This is a genomic window from Kocuria sp. cx-455, assembly GCF_057707085.1.
On sequence record NZ_JBYIPM010000004.1, the window covers coordinates 287738 to 305478 of the forward strand.

19 protein-coding genes are annotated in these 17741 nt (G+C 64.9%); 10 read left to right on the forward strand and 9 right to left on the reverse strand.

The window, feature by feature from the left end; translation table 11 throughout:
* Positions 1-96 precede the first annotated feature (96 nt).
* The 4 genes from AC3ENJ_RS08275 to AC3ENJ_RS08290 all read left to right on the forward strand — a co-directional run bounded on the left by AC3ENJ_RS08275 (position 97) and on the right by AC3ENJ_RS08290 (position 3031).
* The gene (locus AC3ENJ_RS08275; protein ID WP_431813683.1) at positions 97-639 is read left to right on the forward strand and encodes a DUF4242 domain-containing protein; all 543 of its coding nucleotides are present in this window, start codon (positions 97-99) and stop codon (positions 637-639) included.
* Positions 639-1673, forward strand: a complete 1035-nt coding sequence (locus tag AC3ENJ_RS08280; protein ID WP_431813684.1) for an acyl-CoA dehydrogenase family protein — start codon at positions 639-641, stop codon at positions 1671-1673. Before AC3ENJ_RS08275 ends, AC3ENJ_RS08280 begins: the two co-directional genes overlap by 1 nt.
* 66 nt (positions 1674-1739) lie before the next feature.
* Positions 1740-2375 (forward strand): DUF1801 domain-containing protein, encoded by a 636-nt coding sequence (locus AC3ENJ_RS08285; protein WP_431813685.1) that lies wholly within the window; start codon positions 1740-1742, stop codon positions 2373-2375.
* A 155-nt stretch (positions 2376-2530) separates the two neighbouring features.
* Positions 2531-3031 (forward strand): hypothetical protein, encoded by a 501-nt coding sequence (locus AC3ENJ_RS08290; RefSeq protein ID WP_431813686.1) that lies wholly within the window; start codon positions 2531-2533, stop codon positions 3029-3031.
* Between the two features lie 10 nt (positions 3032-3041).
* On the opposite strand, the gene AC3ENJ_RS08295 is transcribed toward AC3ENJ_RS08290, so the two are convergent.
* The gene (locus AC3ENJ_RS08295; RefSeq protein ID WP_431813687.1) at positions 3042-4745 is read right to left on the reverse strand and encodes a glycoside hydrolase family 13 protein; all 1704 of its coding nucleotides are present in this window, start codon (positions 4743-4745) and stop codon (positions 3042-3044) included.
* 718 nt (positions 4746-5463) lie between these two features.
* Between AC3ENJ_RS08295 and AC3ENJ_RS08300 the strand changes: the two genes are divergently transcribed.
* Positions 5464-5997: a putative endonuclease domain-containing protein gene (locus AC3ENJ_RS08300; protein WP_431813688.1), complete on the forward strand. Its 534-nt coding sequence runs from the start codon at positions 5464-5466 to the stop codon at positions 5995-5997.
* A 147-nt stretch (positions 5998-6144) separates the two neighbouring features.
* On the opposite strand, the gene AC3ENJ_RS08305 is transcribed toward AC3ENJ_RS08300, so the two are convergent.
* Genes AC3ENJ_RS08305 through AC3ENJ_RS08315 form a run of 3 tightly spaced genes read right to left on the reverse strand, consistent with a single transcriptional unit; the run spans position 6145 to position 8389 of the window.
* Positions 6145-7056, reverse strand: a complete 912-nt coding sequence (locus tag AC3ENJ_RS08305) for a DUF8083 family protein (RefSeq protein ID WP_190780916.1) — start codon at positions 7054-7056, stop codon at positions 6145-6147.
* 3 nt (positions 7057-7059) lie between these two features.
* On the reverse strand, positions 7060-7866 hold the full coding sequence (locus AC3ENJ_RS08310; protein ID WP_190806569.1) for an exodeoxyribonuclease III: 807 nt from the start codon (positions 7864-7866) through the stop codon (positions 7060-7062).
* 52 nt (positions 7867-7918) lie between these two features.
* Complete coding sequence (locus AC3ENJ_RS08315; protein ID WP_190806570.1) at positions 7919-8389, reverse strand: carboxymuconolactone decarboxylase family protein; 471 nt, start codon at positions 8387-8389, stop codon at positions 7919-7921.
* A gap of 111 nt (positions 8390-8500) precedes the next feature.
* Between AC3ENJ_RS08315 and AC3ENJ_RS08320 the strand changes: the two genes are divergently transcribed.
* Positions 8501-9760: a phospholipase D-like domain-containing protein gene (locus AC3ENJ_RS08320; protein ID WP_431813689.1), complete on the forward strand. Its 1260-nt coding sequence runs from the start codon at positions 8501-8503 to the stop codon at positions 9758-9760.
* Between the two features lie 36 nt (positions 9761-9796).
* Here the strand turns inward: AC3ENJ_RS08320 and nadE are convergent, their stop codons facing one another.
* Positions 9797-10624, reverse strand: coding sequence for an NAD(+) synthase (gene nadE / locus AC3ENJ_RS08325; RefSeq protein ID WP_190806572.1), 828 nt, complete (start codon positions 10622-10624; stop codon positions 9797-9799).
* Positions 10625-10719: 95 nt separating this feature from the next.
* Between nadE and AC3ENJ_RS08330 the strand changes: the two genes are divergently transcribed.
* The 4 genes from AC3ENJ_RS08330 to AC3ENJ_RS08345 all read left to right on the forward strand — a co-directional run bounded on the left by AC3ENJ_RS08330 (position 10720) and on the right by AC3ENJ_RS08345 (position 14434).
* Positions 10720-11505: an enoyl-CoA hydratase gene (locus AC3ENJ_RS08330; protein ID WP_190780911.1), complete on the forward strand. Its 786-nt coding sequence runs from the start codon at positions 10720-10722 to the stop codon at positions 11503-11505.
* Positions 11506-11583: 78 nt separating this feature from the next.
* On the forward strand, positions 11584-11985 hold the full coding sequence (locus tag AC3ENJ_RS08335; protein ID WP_190780910.1) for a TOBE domain-containing protein: 402 nt from the start codon (positions 11584-11586) through the stop codon (positions 11983-11985).
* Complete coding sequence (gene modA / locus AC3ENJ_RS08340; protein ID WP_431813690.1) at positions 11982-12788, forward strand: molybdate ABC transporter substrate-binding protein; 807 nt, start codon at positions 11982-11984, stop codon at positions 12786-12788. Before AC3ENJ_RS08335 ends, modA begins: the two co-directional genes overlap by 4 nt.
* A 32-nt stretch (positions 12789-12820) precedes the next feature.
* Positions 12821-14434 (forward strand): ABC transporter permease, encoded by a 1614-nt coding sequence (locus tag AC3ENJ_RS08345; RefSeq protein WP_431813691.1) that lies wholly within the window; start codon positions 12821-12823, stop codon positions 14432-14434.
* 16 nt (positions 14435-14450) lie between these two features.
* Here AC3ENJ_RS08345 and AC3ENJ_RS08350 read toward each other — a convergent pair whose 3' ends face one another.
* From AC3ENJ_RS08350 to AC3ENJ_RS08365, 4 genes are all read right to left on the reverse strand, one after another.
* Positions 14451-14657, reverse strand: a complete 207-nt coding sequence (locus AC3ENJ_RS08350; RefSeq protein ID WP_190780909.1) for a helix-turn-helix domain-containing protein — start codon at positions 14655-14657, stop codon at positions 14451-14453.
* Positions 14657-15136: a DUF2975 domain-containing protein gene (locus AC3ENJ_RS08355; RefSeq protein ID WP_431813692.1), complete on the reverse strand. Its 480-nt coding sequence runs from the start codon at positions 15134-15136 to the stop codon at positions 14657-14659. The genes AC3ENJ_RS08350 and AC3ENJ_RS08355 overlap by 1 nt, the downstream gene beginning before the upstream one ends.
* 91 nt (positions 15137-15227) lie before the next feature.
* Positions 15228-16832, reverse strand: a complete 1605-nt coding sequence (locus tag AC3ENJ_RS08360; RefSeq protein WP_431813693.1) for an ABC transporter permease — start codon at positions 16830-16832, stop codon at positions 15228-15230.
* The coding region (locus AC3ENJ_RS08365) for an ABC transporter ATP-binding protein (RefSeq protein WP_431813694.1) at positions 16829-17741 on the reverse strand (913 nt) is incomplete at its 5' end. The genes AC3ENJ_RS08360 and AC3ENJ_RS08365, both read right to left, overlap by 4 nt.

The window sequence follows — 17741 nt, forward strand, 5'->3', positions numbered from 1 at the left end:
CCCTATGTTGCGCAGTGTGTCCATCTCCTTGGACCGCTGCCGGGGCCACACGTAGCGTTTATCCAACTCCGACAACCGACCGCGAGAGGAATCTCCATGTCACTGCAGCTTTTCGAAGTAGTCCCCAGCAACGCCACTCGCGGGGGTGCTCAGTCCGTCATTGCGGCCATCGCCTCCGCAGCCGAGCAGAACGGTGCTCAGGTCCTGGAGTCCCAGGTCACCGAGGGCCAGGGCCGAGTGTTCACCGTGGTCGAGCTCGACGGCGATGACACCACCGCTCTGGACCAGGCCATCCGCAACGGCGTGGCCGAGCAGGCCACCGAGGTTTCCGGTCCGGACCAGGTTCGACTGGTGGGCGCCGACATCGAGGACATCCGCAAGGCCAAGCCCTCCGCCGAGTACCTGGTGGAGTGGGACATCCCCGCCGAGATCGACATGGAGACCTACCTGGGCCGCAAGAAGGCCAACGCCCCCAAGTACGCCGAGGTCCCCGAGGTCAGCTTCCTGCGCACCTACGTCCGCGAGGACACCGTCAAGTGCCTGTGCTTCTACAACGCTCCCGATGAGGACGCCGTGGTGCGCGCTCGCGAAGCCGTGACCACCCCCATCGATCGGCTGCACCACTTGGCAGGCAACTGATGCCCGTTCCTTCAACTGTTCAGCAACCGGTCGCGGATTCCGTGCTGGCCGGCGTTGCCGAACGCGCCGCGAGTATTGACCGGGGTGATGTCGAGACCGACGTCGCCCTGGCCGAACTCGGGCGCAGCGGTGCCTTCGACGCCGCGGCCCGGGGCGACGTCTCCGGGGTCACCTCGCTGCTTGAAACGCTGGCCCGTGAGTGTTTTTCCACCGCGTTCAGCGCGTGGGGCCACACCATGGCCATCCTGTTCCACCGCGCCGCGGGGAGCGAGATCCCGGAGGAACTGCTCGACGGTTCCGTAGCCGGTGTTTCCGCCATGGCTCCCGCGTTCAAGTGGGCGTCCGAGCTGGGTGACATCCCCGTGGAAGCAGTTGCGGACGGCGATTCCGTGGTGCTCAACGGCAAGATCGTATGGGCCTCCAACCTGTTCCCGAACGCCATCATCATGATGCCGGTGCGTTTCGAGGACGGAACGTTGACCATTGCTCGCGTGCGCATTGGCACCCAGGGGCTCACCGTGAAACGGTCGGCCCCGCTCATGGCGCTCAACGGCACCGCGAGTGGCTCGCTGACGCTGAGCGACGTGCGGATTCCCGCCAGCGACGTCACCGGAGTGCCGCTCAAGGAATTCTTGGCCACTGTCCGTCCCGGATTCTTGCTCGCCCAGAGTGCGTTCTGCATCGGCTTGGGTGCGCGCAGTCTGGACGAGGCGGCGTCGGCGGTCGAAAAACCGGGCCCGAACGCCCTGTTCCGCGACCGGTTCAACGGCCTGCGCGAGACCGAGCAGAGCCTGCGCAACGAACACGCGGCCCTGTTGGAGGAGGTCACTTCGCCGGTGCGTCTGTTGCAGCTGCGGCTCGACGCCGCTCATTTCGTCAGTGCCGCGACCAAACTCGAGGCCACGGTGGCCGGTGGCCGCGGGTACCTGGCGGATACGGACACCACGCGTCGCGTGCGTGAGGCGGCGTTCCTGCCGGTGCAGTCTCCCACCGAGGGCCACCTCATGTGGGAGATTCAGCGCCAGAGCGCCTGATTACGGGCTGTCAGAGCGCTGCACGTGCCCATGGTCAGGACCCTCGCGCGCCTCTAGTCTGATTCCATGACCGCACTCACGGAAATTAAGGGCACGGGTGCACCGCTTCATCGGGCCCTGGCTGAACGGGGCATCACCGAACTCGAGCAGCTGGCCGGAGCCGACTTTCAAGAACTGCTCGCGCTGCACGGTGTGGGACTGAAGGGCCTCAACCGGCTCAACGACGCCCTGGGTGAGCAGGGGCTGGAGCCGATGAGCGGCGTCGTCGCCCCGAAATACTCGACCACAACGACCAAAGCGGACGTCAAGACCAAGCCCTCCGAGCAATCTGCGGAGGACTGGATCGAATCCCTGCCGTGGCCGCGACGGGTTGAGCAGGGCAAAGAATTGCTCGGCATTTTCCGAGAAGCCACCGGTGTCGAGCCCGTGCTGTGGGGCCAGTCCATTGTCGGGTACGGCCACCACCACTACCGTTATGAAACCGGCCGCGAGGGGGACACCGCGCGCGTCGGATTCTCGCCGCGCAAGGCCGCTATCTCCCTCTACGGACTGCAGGGCGACGACGTCGCGCGGGACCTTCTTGATCGCCTCGGCCCGCACCGCCGGGGGGCCGGATGCATCTACGTGACCGCGCTGGACGCCCTGGACCAGGACGTGCTGCGCGAGCTGATCGTTCGCGGGTGGGACACCACCCGCACGTGATGATCGGCTTGCTCCGAAGTGTGTTCCCACCGGGCGGGGACGCGGAAAACCCTCAGCCGTTACGGAGGTTGGCGGCCTAGGTTGAAGGGGTATTAATAATCGTGCACGCCCCGCGTTTCCGGCCGGTTGGGCTGCACCTCACGTGCGGACGGCGGGTGAACCTCTTGACTTGGAAACGAGTTGCGACCGCAACGGCCACCTCGGGTCTGTTGCTCGCGCTGACCGGGTGTTCCTCCAGTGCGGACAGTGCGGAGGGGCCCATCACCTTCGAGGCGCCCAGCGAGATTCCCCAACAGGACAGCGGGTCACAGGCCCCCGCGGGCACCGGCCAAACCGCCAGCACCGGAACGTGCCTGGACGTGGTGGAGGTCTACACCGGCCTGGTAGTCCTGCCCATGACCACCGATCAATCCACGGACGCCACCGCTGAGCCCGGCCAGGACTCGTCCGTGGTCGCCGAAGCCACCGCCTCCCTCGAATCGCACCGTAACCGGTTGCCGGAGCCTGTTCTTCCGGCTTTCGACGACGCCGTCCGGCTCCTCAGCAATGCCGGTGAAACCCTGCAGCCCCAGGAGGCCGCTCAGATCCAACGGGCACTGCAACCCGTACAGGATTGGATTTCCACCCAGTGCTCGGCTGCGTTGCCGGAAAAATAGCGCCCACTCGCTAGAGCTTGATCCAGACTGCGTGATCCACGGCGAGCTTCCCGGCCATCGCGGCGCTCTGGCCACTGGTAAGCAGCAGTTCACCGCTGCTCAGCTCGGGGATCTCCACAGCCTCATCGCCGGCGTTGGCCGCGACGAGAATTGTCTCCCCGGCCTCCGTGGTGAGGCGGTAGGCCAGGACTTGCGAACCTCGTTCACTCAGGGGATCCCACGCGAACTCCGCGCGGCCCAGACCCAGCTCCCGCCGAATGCGCAGGGCGTTCTTGTACAAGTTCAGCACGGACTGCGGGTTGCCCAGTTGGTGATCCACCGTGATGTTCTCGAAGCTCGCCGGCTGCGGCAACCACGGATCCGGGCCGAAGCCCAGCCCGTTGCCCACGGGAGACCAGGGCAGGGGTACTCGCGCGCCGTCGCGACCCAACTCGGTGCCCTCGGTGCGGAAGAAGGTGGGGTCCTGGCGGCTCTCGGCCTCCAAATCGGTGTGCTCCGGCAACCCCAGCTCATCGCCCTGGTAGACGTATGCGGAACCGGGCAGGGACAGTTCCACGAGCGCGGCGGCGCGGGCTCGGCGAAGGCCCAGATCGGCGTCGGGCTGTTGGTCCTCCGCACCGATGCCATTGGGGTAGGCGGTGCGGGAACCCAGGCCGTAGCGCGAGGCGTGGCGGACGGTGTCGTGATTGGAGAGCACCCAGGTGGACGGCGCACCCACCGCCTGATTGACGCGCAGAGCTTCCGTAATGGCGTTGCGCATGCGGTCGCGATGCCAGCCCGCAATCAGGAAGTCGAAGTTGAACGCCTGCTGCGCCTCGTCCGGGCGAACGTACAAGGCCAGTCGCTCCGCCGGGCCGATCCACGCCTCCACCACTAGCATGCGCTCACCGGGGTACTCGGCCAGCACCTGGTTCCAGTCGCGGTAGATTTCGTGCACGCCGTCCTGGTCGAAGTAGGGGCCGGTGTCCATGGTCTTCTCGGACTGGCCTTGCTCATCCACATCGGTGCCCTCGACCATGTGCACCTGCTCGTCCCAGTCGGGCAGGCCCTCCGCCTTGACCATGCCGTGAGCGACATCCACGCGGAACCCGTCCACACCGCGATCCAGCCAGAACCGGAGCACGCTGCGGAACTCCTCCCACACCTGAGGGTTCTCCCAGTTCAAATCCGGTTGTGATGAGTCAAAAAGGTGCAGGTACCACTGGCCGTCGGCAATGCGGGACCACGCGGGACCGCCGAACAGCGACTTCCAGTTGTTCGGGGGGAGGTCGCCGTTCTCGCCCTTGCCGTCGCGGAACATGTAGCGGGCGCGCTCCTCGGATCCTTTCGGAGAAGAGAGCGCCTCTTGGAACCATTCGTGGTCCTCGGAGGTGTGATTGGGCACGAGATCCACAATGAGTTTCAGGCCCAGATCATGGGCCTCATTGCGCATCCGGTCAAAGTCTTCGAGGGTGCCGAATCGCGGGTCGATGGTGCGGTAGTCGGCCACGTCGTACCCGGCGTCATGCTGCGGAGACAGATAGAACGGAGACAGCCACACCGCATCCACGCCCAGCTGTTTGAGGTAGGGCAGTTTTTCGGTCACACCGCCCAGATCGCCCATCCCGTCTCCGTTGGAGTCCTTGAAGGAGCGCGGATACACCTGGTAGATCACGGCGTCCCGCCACCACTCGGTACCGGACTGTTGACGTGGGGTCACTGTTTCTTCAGACACCCCCTTAACGCTAGTCAGCATGCGGGGTGCGGGGGAAATCTGATGTGAGGGAATCGCAGCCACGAAGCCTCAGGGGCGGAAGATGCGCCAAATTGGCCGAATCTGAACATCTTCCTCACACCAGACTGCGGGGCTGCACGTTCCTCACTTGCGTCTCTGGCTGAGGAACCATGAACCCTGTGGAGGGATATCGGATGAGTGACTGTGGATAAGTTCCGGCCCGTACCGGCCCGGTTCTCTAGAGTCCGAGCATGCTGTACCGACAAGAGCCCCTGCGGCTCGGAGACCGTCCGGTGGTGCTACGCACGGCCGGGACGGGCAAACGCGCCTCGCAATTGATGGCTCATGCGGGGATACAACGAGTGACCAAGGGACTGTGGGCCTTCCATCCCGTACCGCTCACTGCGGTGGAGCGGTCACTGCTGTTGCAACAGCATTTGGGTGCTCCGGGTTCCACCCTCGCCGTGACCAGGTTCAATGCCCTGGACATCCTGAGGTTACCCGCGGGGTACACCGACCATTGGGTGCATCAGTCACTCAGGATGCCCTGTCCAAAGATCATGCAGACCTTTCGGGGGAACGCGAGACGGCCCATTTGCGGTGGTCAGGTGCGCGAACCCAAACCGTTGCCGAGGGAATCAAGTTCTCCAAATCGCTGGGGCTGGAGACTTTTGCAGGCCCCTGGGGAAGCAGGATTGCCCACCCGGTGGAGGCGCTGGTGGTTGTTGCCCCTCGGCTGTCGCACTGGCGCATTGTTGCCTGTCTGGACGCAATGATGTCCTGGCAATTCACCATCCCCGGTACGGAAGTCGCGGCCGAACTTCCGAGAGCCGTGATCGAGGAGAGCTTGAGTCTTTTGCCGCCGCATTCGTTCGCCGTGAATGCCGTGCGTAAAGGATTGCGGGACGCCCAGGAGTCATGCTTCTCGGCCATGGAAACCCTGACACGCATGATCGCGCTGCACGAAGGACTGCCACCGCCTCAGCTCAACTACCCGGTGACGGTCAACGGACGGACGTTCTACCTGGACCTGGCATGGCCGGAATTCAAGGTGGCGGTCGAGTACAACGGCCGAGTCCACGCGGAGAAAGTGGACAAGTACCGGGACGAGATGTACCGTTTTGGGCTCCTGCGTGACTGCGGGTGGGATCTCACGCTGTTGGTCGCGGACGATCTCAAGGATCCCGGCCGGAGACGGAAGTGGGTTGAGCGGGTACGCCGCGCGACGTCCTCGCAGTTTATTCCGTTCTGACGGAATAACTTGCGTTCTAAGTACGCAGCAGGGAACTCTGAGGGGAGGAACCAGCGCAAAAAGTGCCGGATCTCGGCACTTTCCTCACACCGAATCCGACCACTGTATTTGCCTCACCCGGGACCGGCGGGCCGGCCTCGGCAGCCCCTAATTCGCCGATTGCAGGTGCGCCAACGGAGACCACCGCTGGAAGATCCGCCGCAGGGCCGCTGTGGCGGCGCCCTGGTCATTGTCGCGCAGGAGATCCAGGGCGTCGGCCATGTCGCGGGGACTCTCATCGGGCTGAATCCGGTCGGCCAAGGAACCGTAATCCAGGCTCACGAGTGAAGCGGGGCTGAATGTGCCGAGCCAGCGGCCCAACCGAGTCAGATCATCCGCGAAGGCTTTGGCCTGTTGCGCCTCCTCGGACAGGGCCTCGGCATCCGGCCCGGCAGAAGCCAGGGCGGTGTCCTCGACGATCTGCGCCCCATGAATGACACGCCGCGCGGCGGTGTCCGCCGGCGTGACCAGCCGGTGGAGTTCATGGCCCGCGTGCACAGTGACCACCCGATCCGCCATGGTGAACGCCGCGAACCACGCCAAGGGCACCACGTACGCGGATTCCCGGGTGTACAGCGGCTCGAACAGTTCCCCGGAGATCTTCCGGGCGGCCTCGCGCACCTGCTTTTCCGGAACCAGAAGTGGGAGGAGCTGAGCACCGTCGTTCAGGGTGGCATCCGAGAACAAGCGGAGGGAGCGTCGTAAACGCTGGGGTGCGTGGAAGACCGGGAAGTCTCCCATGCCGCCCACAAAGCGCTCTTCGGCGAGGGGGGCCGTGGAGAACGGGATGGTCCACAGGGGTTCGCGCGCGGGTGGCAGCGGCGAATGGGACGTGTCGGTGAGGCGGGTCAACTGTTCGGTGAGTTCGTTGACCCCGCCCGTCAGAGGATCCAGGGCGCGAGGGATAGCGGGGGCATATTCGGCGTCGAGCTCTTCCTGCGGCACGTAGATTCGCATGGCGAAACGCATGGGAGGCCCAGTGATCCCCCGGAACGCCGTGCCCACGTTCACCAGTGCCATGGGTCAGCCGATCTCGATGACCACGGGCGCGTGATCCGAGGCGCCCTTGCCCTTGCGCTCCTCACGGTCGATCCAAGCGTCCGTGACGCGCGCAGCAAGGGCCGGGGAGCACAGCTGGAAGTCGATGCGCATGCCTTCCTTCTTGGGGAAACGCAGCTGCGTGTAATCCCAGTAGGTGTACACGCCGGGTCCGGGGTGACGGGGGCGGACCACGTCAACGAAGCCGGCATCGTCAATGAAAGCGTTGAACGCCGCACGCTCGCCGTCAGACACGTGGGTGAAACCGTTCTCCTTGAAGAACTGGATGTCCCACACGTCCTCGTCCTGCGGGGCCACGTTCCAATCACCCACCAATGCGATCTCCGCCTCAGGATCATCTGCAACCCACTGCGCGGCGTGGTCCTTGAGCACGCGCAACCACTCGAGTTTGTAGGCCATGTGCGGGTCGTCCAGGCCGCGGCCGTTGGGTACGTACAGGGACCACACGCGCACACCGCCGCAGGTTGCGGCCATGGCGCGGGCCTCCTGGACGGGCTCCTGCTTGCCCTTACCGAACACGGGCTGGCCGGGGAACGTGCGCTCCACGTCCTTGAGCCCCACGCGAGAGGCAATGGCCACGCCGTTCCACTGGCTCAGCCCGAAATGGGCCACCTCGTACCCGGCGAACTCGAACAGTTCCCATGGGAAATTCTCGTCCTTGGCCTTGGTTTCTTGGATGGCCAACACATCCACGTCCGAACGGTCCAGCCACGCTTCGATGCGGTCGGCGCGGGCTCTGATGGAGTTGACGTTCCACGTGGCAATTCTCATGACACCACCGTAGCGAGCCGCGGGCAGAAACAGCCACTCACGGGACGGCTACCTACTGTCCGTCGCGGTTGGGGCGCACCGGGTGCCCGGACAGGATGGAAATCCTGTTGAACGCATTGATGGCAATGGCGGACCACTGCAGAGCGGAGAACTGCTTGTCCGTGAGAGTTTCCCGGGCCTCCGTCAGCTCCTGGTGCAGCGTGGAATGGTTCAGCTCGGTGGCGGTCTCGGCAATGATCAGGGCCGCCCGTTCCAGCGGATCGAACACCCGGGTGTCCCGCCAGGCAGGGAGCACGGCCAACTGCTGAGCGGTCACACCCGCCTCGGTCGCCCGCTTCACGTGCAGATCCAGGCAGTACGCGCAGCCGTTGAGCTGCGAGGCTCGCACGTTGAGTAGCTCCGTGACGGCACGGGGGATATCGGCTGCTTCATTTGCCGCCGCAACTCGGCGGGAGAAAGCGTTGATGGCTCGCCAACTGCCGGGGTCGGACTTGTCCAGGAAGAAGTGCTCGTGTGCGCTCACATCGGTTCCAACGTGCACGGTGGCCGCACAATTTCGCCCGGGACCGAGCACACCCGAGACGTTACGCGCCTTTTTCGGGGGTTCTCAGGCCAGGCCACGTAGGGTGATTGCATGACGACCAAAGCCGCCGCAGTCCACCACAAGGGACGTTCTTTCCTGTTGAAGACGGGAGTGGTTGCCGCCGGCTCCGTGGCTGCCGCTCAGGCCACGGTGATCGCTTCCCTGGCGGGCCTGGACTGGTGGAAGCACAGGAATCGTAAGGTCCGTGATGCTCCTCGCCCGGGCACCTTCACCGCGCAGGTGGAGGACTCCGAGCTGAAAATCTACACGTCGGGCGCCACCGTCTACGAAGACATGCTCGATGCCATCGACGGCGCCCAGACATCCATCCACATGGAGACTTTCATTTGGAAGAACGATGACGTGGGACAGCGGTTCCTCGATGCGCTCAACGCCGCTGCCGAACGCGGGGTGGCCGTCTTTGTCATCTATGACGGGTTCGCCAACCTGGTGATCCCCAATTCCTTTTATCGGTTCTCGGACAAGGTCAATGTCTTCCGGATGCCGGCCGTCCGACGTAAATGGTGGCGGGGCCCGCTGCGTTACACCGGGGTCAATCATTCCAAGATCCTGGTGGTGGACGACACCACTGGTTTCGTGGGTGGCTACAACATCGGTTCCATGTACGCCAGTCAGTGGCGGGACACCCACGTGCGTGAGGTGGGCCCGGCCGTGTGGGGTCTGCGGAACTCCATTGCCAAGGTGTGGAACGAGGACCGTCACCCGCGCGAACAGATCGAGTGGGTGTCACCGCAGAACTGGGACCCGGAGGTCCGGGTTGCTGCCAACCTGCCGGTGCAGCTCGTGTATCCGATCCGGTACCTGTACCTGAGTGCCATTGAACGCGCCAAGGACCACATTTGGATCACCACGCCGTATTTCATTCCCGACCAACAGATCCTCGATGGTTTGGTGAGGGCGTCCAAGCGTGGTGTGGACGTGCGCGTGATGGTTCCCAAGGACTCCAACCACATCCTGGCGGACTGGGTGTCCCGCGGTTTCTACGGCCAGCTCCTGGACGCGGAGATCACCATCCTGCTGTACGCGGCGTCCATGATTCACGCGAAAACCGCAACGATCGACGGCGAATGGTCCACTGTGGGCACTGCCAACATCGACCGGTTGTCACTGTCGTTCAATTACGAGACCAACGTGGAGATCATCGACCCGGATTTCGCGGCGGAAATGGAGAAGGTCTTCGAAGCGGACTCCGAGCACTGCGAAACCCTCAGCTCCCCCCGCTGGCGCGACCGTCACCGCATGGCCCGTTTCGCGGAGACGGTGTTGATTCCGCTGCGACCCATTCTTTGACCACGGCCAGCCGCCCAGCCGAAATTCTCCGCAAGATTACTCGGAACGCCACCAGTCATCGGCCGGAGTCACGGGCACGGTGCGCTTGTGACGTGACCGCATGAAAATGGTTTCCAGCTGCTGTGCGATCTCGGTGGCGACCTCCTTGCCCTCGAGGTAGTCGTCGATGTCGTGGTAGGACAGTCCCAGTTCGTCCTCGTCCGTGCGACCAGGATTGTCATCGAGCAGGTCCGCGGTGGGTGCCTTGGAGATCAACGGTTCCGGGGCTCGCAGGTGATCAAGCAATTGTCGGTTCTGACGTTTGTTCAGACCGGCCAGCGGTAACAGGTCCGCGCCGCCGTCGCCGAATTTGGTGAAGAATCCCGTGACGGATTCCGCGGCGTGATCCGTGCCGATCACCAGCAGATTGTTGTCCCCGCCCACGGCGTACTGGGCCGTCATGCGCACCCTCGCCTTGGTGTTACCCCGGGTGAAATCAGTCAGTTCCGTTCCGATAGCCGGTTCGTAAGCCTCCTCGAAACCACGCACGGCCGGGGCGACGTCGAAGGTGATCGTGCGGTCCGGCGCAATGAAGGCGAGAGCGGCCTGAGCGTCGTCCTCGTCGTGTTGGACGCCGTGGGGCAGCCGCATGGCCGCGAATTGGGCGTCCTCGCCCTCGGCTCGAAGTTTTGTCACGGCCAGCTGGGCCAGCTTGCCGGCCAACGTGGAGTCCACACCCCCGCTGATCCCCAGGACAAAGCCTCGCGCGCGGGCGGCCCGGAAATAATCACACAGGAAGTCCACTCGGCGTTCCACTTCCGCGGCGGGGTCGATCTGCGGTTTCACGCCGAGTTCGGAAATGATCTGAGCCTGCAATTCACGCATGCGGACATCGTAGCCCGCCAGTGTTTCGCAGGCGTTTCATGCCCGCACCACTGCTCCTCGAGGCTGATCATTGGCCCGCATGAGATGCTGGTCACATGAGTGAAAACACCGAGTACGAGACCATTGTGGTGACCCGTGACGGTCGCGTGGGCGTCATCACCTTGAACCGGCCCAAGGCGCTCAATGCCTTGAACGAGCAAACCATGAATGACGTGGTCGCCGCCGCCACCGAGCTCGACCGAGACCCGGACATCGGCGCCATTGTCCTGACCGGTTCCGAAAAGGCCTTTGCCGCGGGTGCTGACATCAAGGAAATGGCTACCAAATCGGCTGCCGAGATGTACCGCATGGACTTCTTCTCATCATGGGATGTCTTCGCCCGCTTGCGCACCCCCAAGATCGCCGCCGTGGCCGGCTACGCATTGGGCGGTGGTTGCGAATTGGCCATGATGTGCGACCTGATCATCGCCGCAGACACCGCCACGTTCGGCCAGCCCGAGATCAACCTGGGAGTGATCCCCGGAATGGGTGGCACTCAGCGCTTGACCCGCGCGATCGGTAAGGCCAAGGCCATGGACATGATTCTGACCGCCCGCCAAATGGACGCGGAAGAAGCCGAACGGTCCGGTCTGGTGGCCCGTGTGGTCCCGGCCGATCAGCTCCTGGATACCGCCAACGACGTGGCTCGTACCATTGCAGGCTTGTCCAAACCCGTTGCTCAGCATGCCGTGGAATCCGTGAACGCGGCCTACGAAACCACCCTCCAGCAGGGTGTGCAGTACGAGCGCCGCGTGTTCCACGGCCTGTTCTCCACCGCGGACCAGAAGGAAGGCATGGCCGCCTTCAGTGAGAAGCGCACGGCGAACTTCACCCACGAGTAAGCGAGTTGCCCGGGCCCACTATCCGCATTTACGGAATAGATCCCGCAAAGAATCCGCAAGTGCGGATATTGTGGGGTCATGACACGTATTCGAGTGGCGGATGCCGCGCTGTTCCTGGGCGTCAGTGATGACACGATCCGGCGGTGGATCGATCAGGGAGTCCTGACCAAGCTCAACGGGCCGTCCGGCCACACCGGGGTGGACGGACTGGAGCTGGCGCAGCTTGCCAAGAAGCAGGCCACGAATCCCAAGGATCCTGCAGTGATCGCGGGCTCGGCGCGCAACCGGTTGGTGGGGCTGGTGACCTCCGTGGTATCCGATACCGTCATGTCCAAGGTCGAGCTGCAGTGCGGTCCGCATCGCATCGTGTCTTTGATCAGCACCGAAGCAGTTCGGGAACTGAACCTCGAACCCGGATCGGTGGCCACGGCCGTGGTCAAGGCCACAGCCGTCTCGATAGAAACGGCGCCTCAACCATGACGCGCCGGGTGAAGGCTCTCAGGGTCGCGGCCATTGCCGCCGTGCTGGGCACGGTTCTCGCGGGATGCGGATCACCGACCAGCGGTGGCGGGGATGCGGGCGGGCCCGCGGCGGCGTCGTCGGACGGCGATCGAACGCTGACCGTCTACGCGGCGGCATCCCTGGCGGACACGTTCGACCAGCTGGGTAAGGATTTCGAAGAAGCCCACCCGGGCACCACGGTGGCGCTCAATTACGGCGGTTCCTCCGGGTTGGTGCAGCAACTGACCGAGGGCGCACCGGCGGACGTGTTCGCATCGGCGGATCAAAAAAACATGACCAAGCTGACGGACGCCCAGCTCAATGACGGCGAGCCCACGATCTTCGCGACCAACACGCTGACCATTGTGGTGCCCGCGGATAATCCGGCCGACATCACCTCTTTCGAGGATCTGCGCAAGGGCGGGGTCAAGCTGGTCACGTGTGCCTCCGAGGTGCCGTGTGGTTCGGCCACCCAGACCGTTGAGAAGGTCAATGGTGTGACTCTCGAACCCGTCAGCGAGGAAGGTTCCGTCACGGACGTACTCGGTAAAGTGACCTCCGGTCAGGCGGACGCCGGAATCGTGTACGTGACCGACGCCAAGTCGGCCGGGGACAAAGTCACGACCGTGGGCCTGCCCAAGGCCGACCAGGCCATCAACAAATACCCGATCGTCACTCTCAAGGATGCGAAGAACACCGAGTTGGCCGCCGAGTTCGAGAAGCTCGTCACCGGGCCGCAGGGCCAGGAGGGCCTGAAGAAGGCCGGTTTCGGCGCGCCGTGATCGGCCGAGGTTTCCACAGCGCGCCCCGGTGGGTGGTCGTCCCGGCCGCTCTCGGGGCGCTACTGGTGCTTCTGCCGCTGCTGGGCATGATCCTGCGGGTGGACTGGGCTCAACTGCCCGAGCTGCTGACCTCCCGGGCGTCGGTCACCGCATTGCTGCTCACCCTGCGCACGGCGTTCGTGTCCACCCTCCTGTGCCTCGCGCTGGGGTGTCCCTTGGCGCTGGTGCTCGCTCGCTGGCAGGGCCGGTGGCTGGGGCTCCTTCGCTCCCTGGTGCTGTTGCCGCTGGTCCTACCGCCGGTGGTGGGTGGTATCGCGCTGCTGTACACGTTCGGCCGCATGGGATTGTTGGGGCCGTCATTACGGGTACTCGGTATCGATATCGCTTTCACGACCACGGCGGTGGTCATGGCCCAGACTTTCGTGGCGCTGCCCTTCCTGGTGGTCGCCCTCGAGGGGGCACTGCGCACCGTGGGCACCCGCTACGAGGAGATCGCCGCGGGCCTGGGATCGTCCCCCACCCGCACGCTGTTGCGCGTCACCCTTCCGCTGGCTGCGCCGGCGCTCTTGTCCGGCGCGGCGCTGTCTTTCGCGCGCTGCCTGGGGGAGTTCGGGGCCACGCTCACCTTTGCCGGCAGTTTGGAGGGGGTCACGCGCACCCTCCCGTTGCAGATCTACCTTCAGCGCGAGGTGGACCCGGATACGGCCGTGGCGCTCTCGTTGCTGCTCGTGGTCGTGGCGCTGCTCGTGGTGAGCCTCAGCGCGCCCTCCCGACGACGCCGCGGCGCCGGGTTCCGCACCGGACTCTTCCGATGGGCGCGTGAGGCGGTTTCGGAGCGGGCATCCGCCCCGTCGATGGCGACCCGTGGGACAGAGGATGACACCGCCGACCGGGAGGCCCCGCCCCACCCGGGCCTCACCTCAGCGGGGCATGCTCCGCCGAGGGCCGCGGGAGGAGTGGGGCTGGATGCTCACGTGGTCGTAGCCGAGAGGGGAACCGCCGCCGAGTTGAGCGTCGCATCCGGACAGACCGTTGCCCTGACCGGGCCCAACGGGGTGGGCAAGTCCACGGTATTCGCCGTGATCGCGGGCCTGTTGACCCCGACTGCGGGGCGTGTGCGGGTCGGTGACCGCAGCGTCGTCGTTGTGGCGGCCGACGAACGGATGGTCTGGGTTCCGGCCCACAAACGGGGGGTCGCACTCATGGCGCAGGAGGCGCGACTGTTCCCGCACCTGAGCGTGCTGGACAACGTGGCGTTCGGGATGCGGTGCAAGGGAGTGTCCCGAACGGCGGCCCGGAAGGGGGCCACGGGGTGGCTGCGCGAGGTTGGTGCAGAACGGTTCTCCCAGCGTAGGCCGGACGAGCTGTCAGGCGGGCAGGCGCAGCGGGTCGCGATTGCCAGGGTGCTGGCCGCGCAGCCGGACGTGGTGCTGTTGGACGAACCCCTCAGCGCCCTGGACGTGACCGCCCGCCCGGAGATCAGGAGTGTGCTCAAGCGGGTGCTCACCGACCGGACCGCGGTGATCATCACGCACGACGCGGACGACGTGGCGGAGCTGGCCGATCACGCGGTGCGGCTGGGGTCGGTGCGCAGTGAGCGGGATGAGGGGATGAGCGGGAGCGGCGCCGTAACGCCCGAACCGTAAGAATCCCCCGTGCGGTTCAGTCCTCCTCCCATTCGAGGAGATCCCCGGGCTGGCATTCGAGCACGCGGCACATGGCTTCCAGCGTAGTAAAACGTACAGCTTTGGCGCGGCCGTTCTTGAGCACGGCCACGTTGGCGGGGGTCAGGCCCACGCGATCCGCGAATTCCCCGACACTCATTTTCCGCTTGGCCAGTTCCACATCAATGCGCACGATGATGGCCATTAGATCACCGCTTCCATGTCGGTGCGCAGAGAGGTGGCCTGGCGGAGGAGGGCTCGCATCACCACCATGAGCAGCCCCAGCACGGTGACGCTCGTCAGAACGAGGAACAGCAGGAGGGGTAACCCGGGATCATGGGCGTTGAACCCCACCACGAGGAACACGCCGAGCAGCACGGCCCACCCCGCAGCAATGGCCCACATGATGACATCCACCCATTTCAAGGAGGATGGCGTGAAGATGCGATCACTGCTCACCAACGTCAGCAACTTCCAGGTGCATACGACCACCACTTGAGCGCACACCACCCAGAACACCGTGATGGCGGTCAGCGGCCACCGCAGATGCGCCATCTCCGGTGACTCCTGGGCCATGTGGGCGAACTGCCCGGGAAGGGACATGACCTGCAGTAGAAGCAGGACCGCGAAAAGTATCGCCAAGAAAATTCTGAGGGGCGTGACCGCCCAGCGTTCCGACAGCATAGATTGAGTCTCGGTTGAAACCTATCGAAAGTCAATAGATAGACGGTCCCGTTCCTTTCGGGATCACGAGCGATGACATATCCGGGCTCACCTAACGCCCCGGAACATCGCGGCGGCGGAAGGCGGCCAATGCCAGGGCAACCGCGAGAACGGCGGCCGTCGTGACCCAGGTGAGAGCGGCGGCGTCGGCGGCGGAATCATTGGCCAGGCGTGCCACATGATGGAACGGCGAGAGATCGGCAAGCCAGGACGGAACGTTCAGGAGCGGCCCCAGGATGGCGACGACCAATACGAAAATCACCGGCACCCACGCGAGCGCGGTGAGGCGCGGGGCGAGGGCGTAGACCAGCACGGCGATGGACGTGAGCAGGGCCAGGGACGGAAGGTACGTGGCCCAGGTCAGAAGGAGGTCCGAATACACGGAGTCGACCGTGATCACCGCGTCCGTGGTGGCGGCCAGGACCAGGGTGCTCAGGAACAGTACCGTGGCGGACACGACAAGAGCCAGTGCCCACCAGCTCAGCAACCAGCGAATCCGAGCAACGGGGAGCGACAACACCAGTTCGGTGCGAGTCTCCGTCTCCTCGCTGTGGAGCCGGGACACCAGGGCCACCGTGAGGGCTGCTGCACCGCATGCCAGGGTGGTCATGGCGAGATCCAGATACCCCTGGACGGCGCGCTCCGAGCCACCCATGAGCGCTTGGTAGGACGGCGGGAGGTCTCCGAACGAATCGCGCATGGACGGCGCCAAGGTTCCGTAGGTCACGGCCAGGAGCACCAGAGCAATCAACCATGTGAGGTTGGAGGTACGGGTAAGCCTGAGCCCCAGGCCCAGCGGCCCGCGCAGGTATCCGGCGGCGTGGGCTCGCCCGGAGCGTTGCGGCAGCAGTCCGGCATCCAGGTCGCGGCGGGACTGCAGGGCCATCGCGACCAGAATCAGTACCACGGAGAGCCCCGCGGCCGGCAGGAGCGGCCACCAGCGCAGCTCCACAAAGGCGCGCGTTTGCATCGCCCAGGCAATGGGAGAGAACCAGGAGAGCCAACTGCCGTGCAGCTCCATGATGTCGCCGATCCCGCGCACCACCACGGCCGCACCCAGCACCGCGAGTCCGAGTCCCATGGCCCCGCGAGGAGTGGCGGACAACTGCGCGCACAGTAATCCGACCGCGCCGAAGACCAACACCTGCAGGCCGATTCCCGCGCCGTAGGCCACGCTGTCCCGAACGGGCAGGTTCAGGGTGAGCATCGACCCGGCGCACACCAGCATGATCAATGCGGCGGTGATGATCAGCATGAGTGTTGCCGCCGCGGGTGCCGCGTGACGCCCCACCCGAGTGGAGCGCAATAATTCGATCCGCCCGGCGGACTCCTCGCCCCGCGTGTGCCGCACGGCCATCTGCAGGGCCATGATCGCGACGGCCACCACGATGAACAGCGTGTATTCATTGGCCATCATGGCCCCCACGGTGTAGTCGTCCAGGCCGTAGCCGGGGCCGCCCATGAAGATGCCACTCGGTTGGCCCATGAGGGTGGCGCGCACCTGGCGTTCCTCGGGGCTCGAAAAGACTTGTGCGAGTTCCTGCCCGCCCCCGGCCAGCAGCAACCCCACGGCAACGAGCCACACGGGCAGGCGGACGCGGTCACGTTTCAGTGCCAACCGCAGCAGGGTGACCGTGCCGTGCAGTTCGCGTGTCATGACGCGCCCGGTTCCGCACGGTAGTGGCGCATGAACAACTCCTCGAGTGAGGCGGGGGCGACGTTCAGTTGACGCACGTGCAGACTGTGCAAGCCCGGGAGGAGATCCTGCAAGGCTGCGGGTTCCACCTGTCCGGTGATGTGGAACCCCTCAGCCATCTCGTGGACCTGCAGATGATGCAGGCCCATAGCGTCACTGAGCAGCGCGGGGTCGTGGGCCGTGATTACATCAATGGTCACGCGGGTGAGGTGCCGCATTTCCTCCAGACGACCCTGCTCGACCACGGTGCCCTCGCGGATGATGGCTACGGTGTCACAGAGCTGTTCCACTTCGGAGAGGATGTGGCTGGACAGCAGCACGGATACCCCGTCGGTACGGCGCCGCCGGACCACCTCCTGGAATTCACGCTCCATGAGCGGGTCCAACCCGGAGGTGGGCTCGTCCAGGACCAACAATTCCGCATCCGAGGCGAGCGCGGCGACCAGGGCTACCTTCTGCCGGTTGCCCTTGGAATACGCACGCGACTTCTTGCGGGGGTCCAGTTGAAACCGATCGGTCAGTTCCGCTACTGCCCCCTGTCGCGTGCCACCGCGCATCCGGCACAGCAGGTCGATACATTCGCCACCGGTCAGTCCGGGCCACAGGTTCACGTCACCGGGCACGTAGGCCAGGTGACGATGGGCCCCCACGGCGTCACCCCAGGCCTCTCGGCCGAGCACGGTCGCGGTTCCGGAGTCCGCTCGCAGCAACCCCAGCAGGATGCGAATGGTCGTCGACTTTCCCGACCCGTTGGGACCCAGGAAACCCGCGATCACGCCGCGTGGAATCTGCAGCTCCACGCCGTTGAGCACGTGCGCCTTCCCGAAGGACTTGTGCACGCCCCGCAGGTCAACGGCCAGATCGGGGGGG

What these genes read in the sequence shown, in the direction of transcription:
- AC3ENJ_RS08275 (WP_431813683.1), top strand. Translation starts at nt 97, where the DNA reads ATGTCACTGCAGCTTTTCGAAGTAGTCCCCAGCAACGCCACTCGCGGG.
- AC3ENJ_RS08280 (WP_431813684.1), top strand. Translation starts at nt 639, where the DNA reads ATGCCCGTTCCTTCAACTGTTCAGCAACCGGTCGCGGATTCCGTGCTG.
- AC3ENJ_RS08285 (WP_431813685.1), top strand. Translation starts at nt 1,740, where the DNA reads ATGACCGCACTCACGGAAATTAAGGGCACGGGTGCACCGCTTCATCGG.
- AC3ENJ_RS08305 (WP_190780916.1), bottom strand. Translation starts at nt 7,056, where the DNA reads ATGGCACTGGTGAACGTGGGCACGGCGTTCCGGGGGATCACTGGGCCT.
- AC3ENJ_RS08310 (WP_190806569.1), bottom strand. Translation starts at nt 7,866, where the DNA reads ATGAGAATTGCCACGTGGAACGTCAACTCCATCAGAGCCCGCGCCGAC.
- AC3ENJ_RS08320 (WP_431813689.1), top strand. Translation starts at nt 8,501, where the DNA reads ATGACGACCAAAGCCGCCGCAGTCCACCACAAGGGACGTTCTTTCCTG.
- nadE (WP_190806572.1), bottom strand. Translation starts at nt 10,624, where the DNA reads ATGCGTGAATTGCAGGCTCAGATCATTTCCGAACTCGGCGTGAAACCG.
- AC3ENJ_RS08330 (WP_190780911.1), top strand. Translation starts at nt 10,720, where the DNA reads ATGAGTGAAAACACCGAGTACGAGACCATTGTGGTGACCCGTGACGGT.
- AC3ENJ_RS08335 (WP_190780910.1), top strand. Translation starts at nt 11,584, where the DNA reads ATGACACGTATTCGAGTGGCGGATGCCGCGCTGTTCCTGGGCGTCAGT.
- modA (WP_431813690.1), top strand. Translation starts at nt 11,982, where the DNA reads ATGACGCGCCGGGTGAAGGCTCTCAGGGTCGCGGCCATTGCCGCCGTG.
- AC3ENJ_RS08350 (WP_190780909.1), bottom strand. Translation starts at nt 14,657, where the DNA reads ATGGCCATCATCGTGCGCATTGATGTGGAACTGGCCAAGCGGAAAATG.
- AC3ENJ_RS08355 (WP_431813692.1), bottom strand. Translation starts at nt 15,136, where the DNA reads ATGCTGTCGGAACGCTGGGCGGTCACGCCCCTCAGAATTTTCTTGGCG.
- AC3ENJ_RS08360 (WP_431813693.1), bottom strand. Translation starts at nt 16,832, where the DNA reads ATGACACGCGAACTGCACGGCACGGTCACCCTGCTGCGGTTGGCACTG.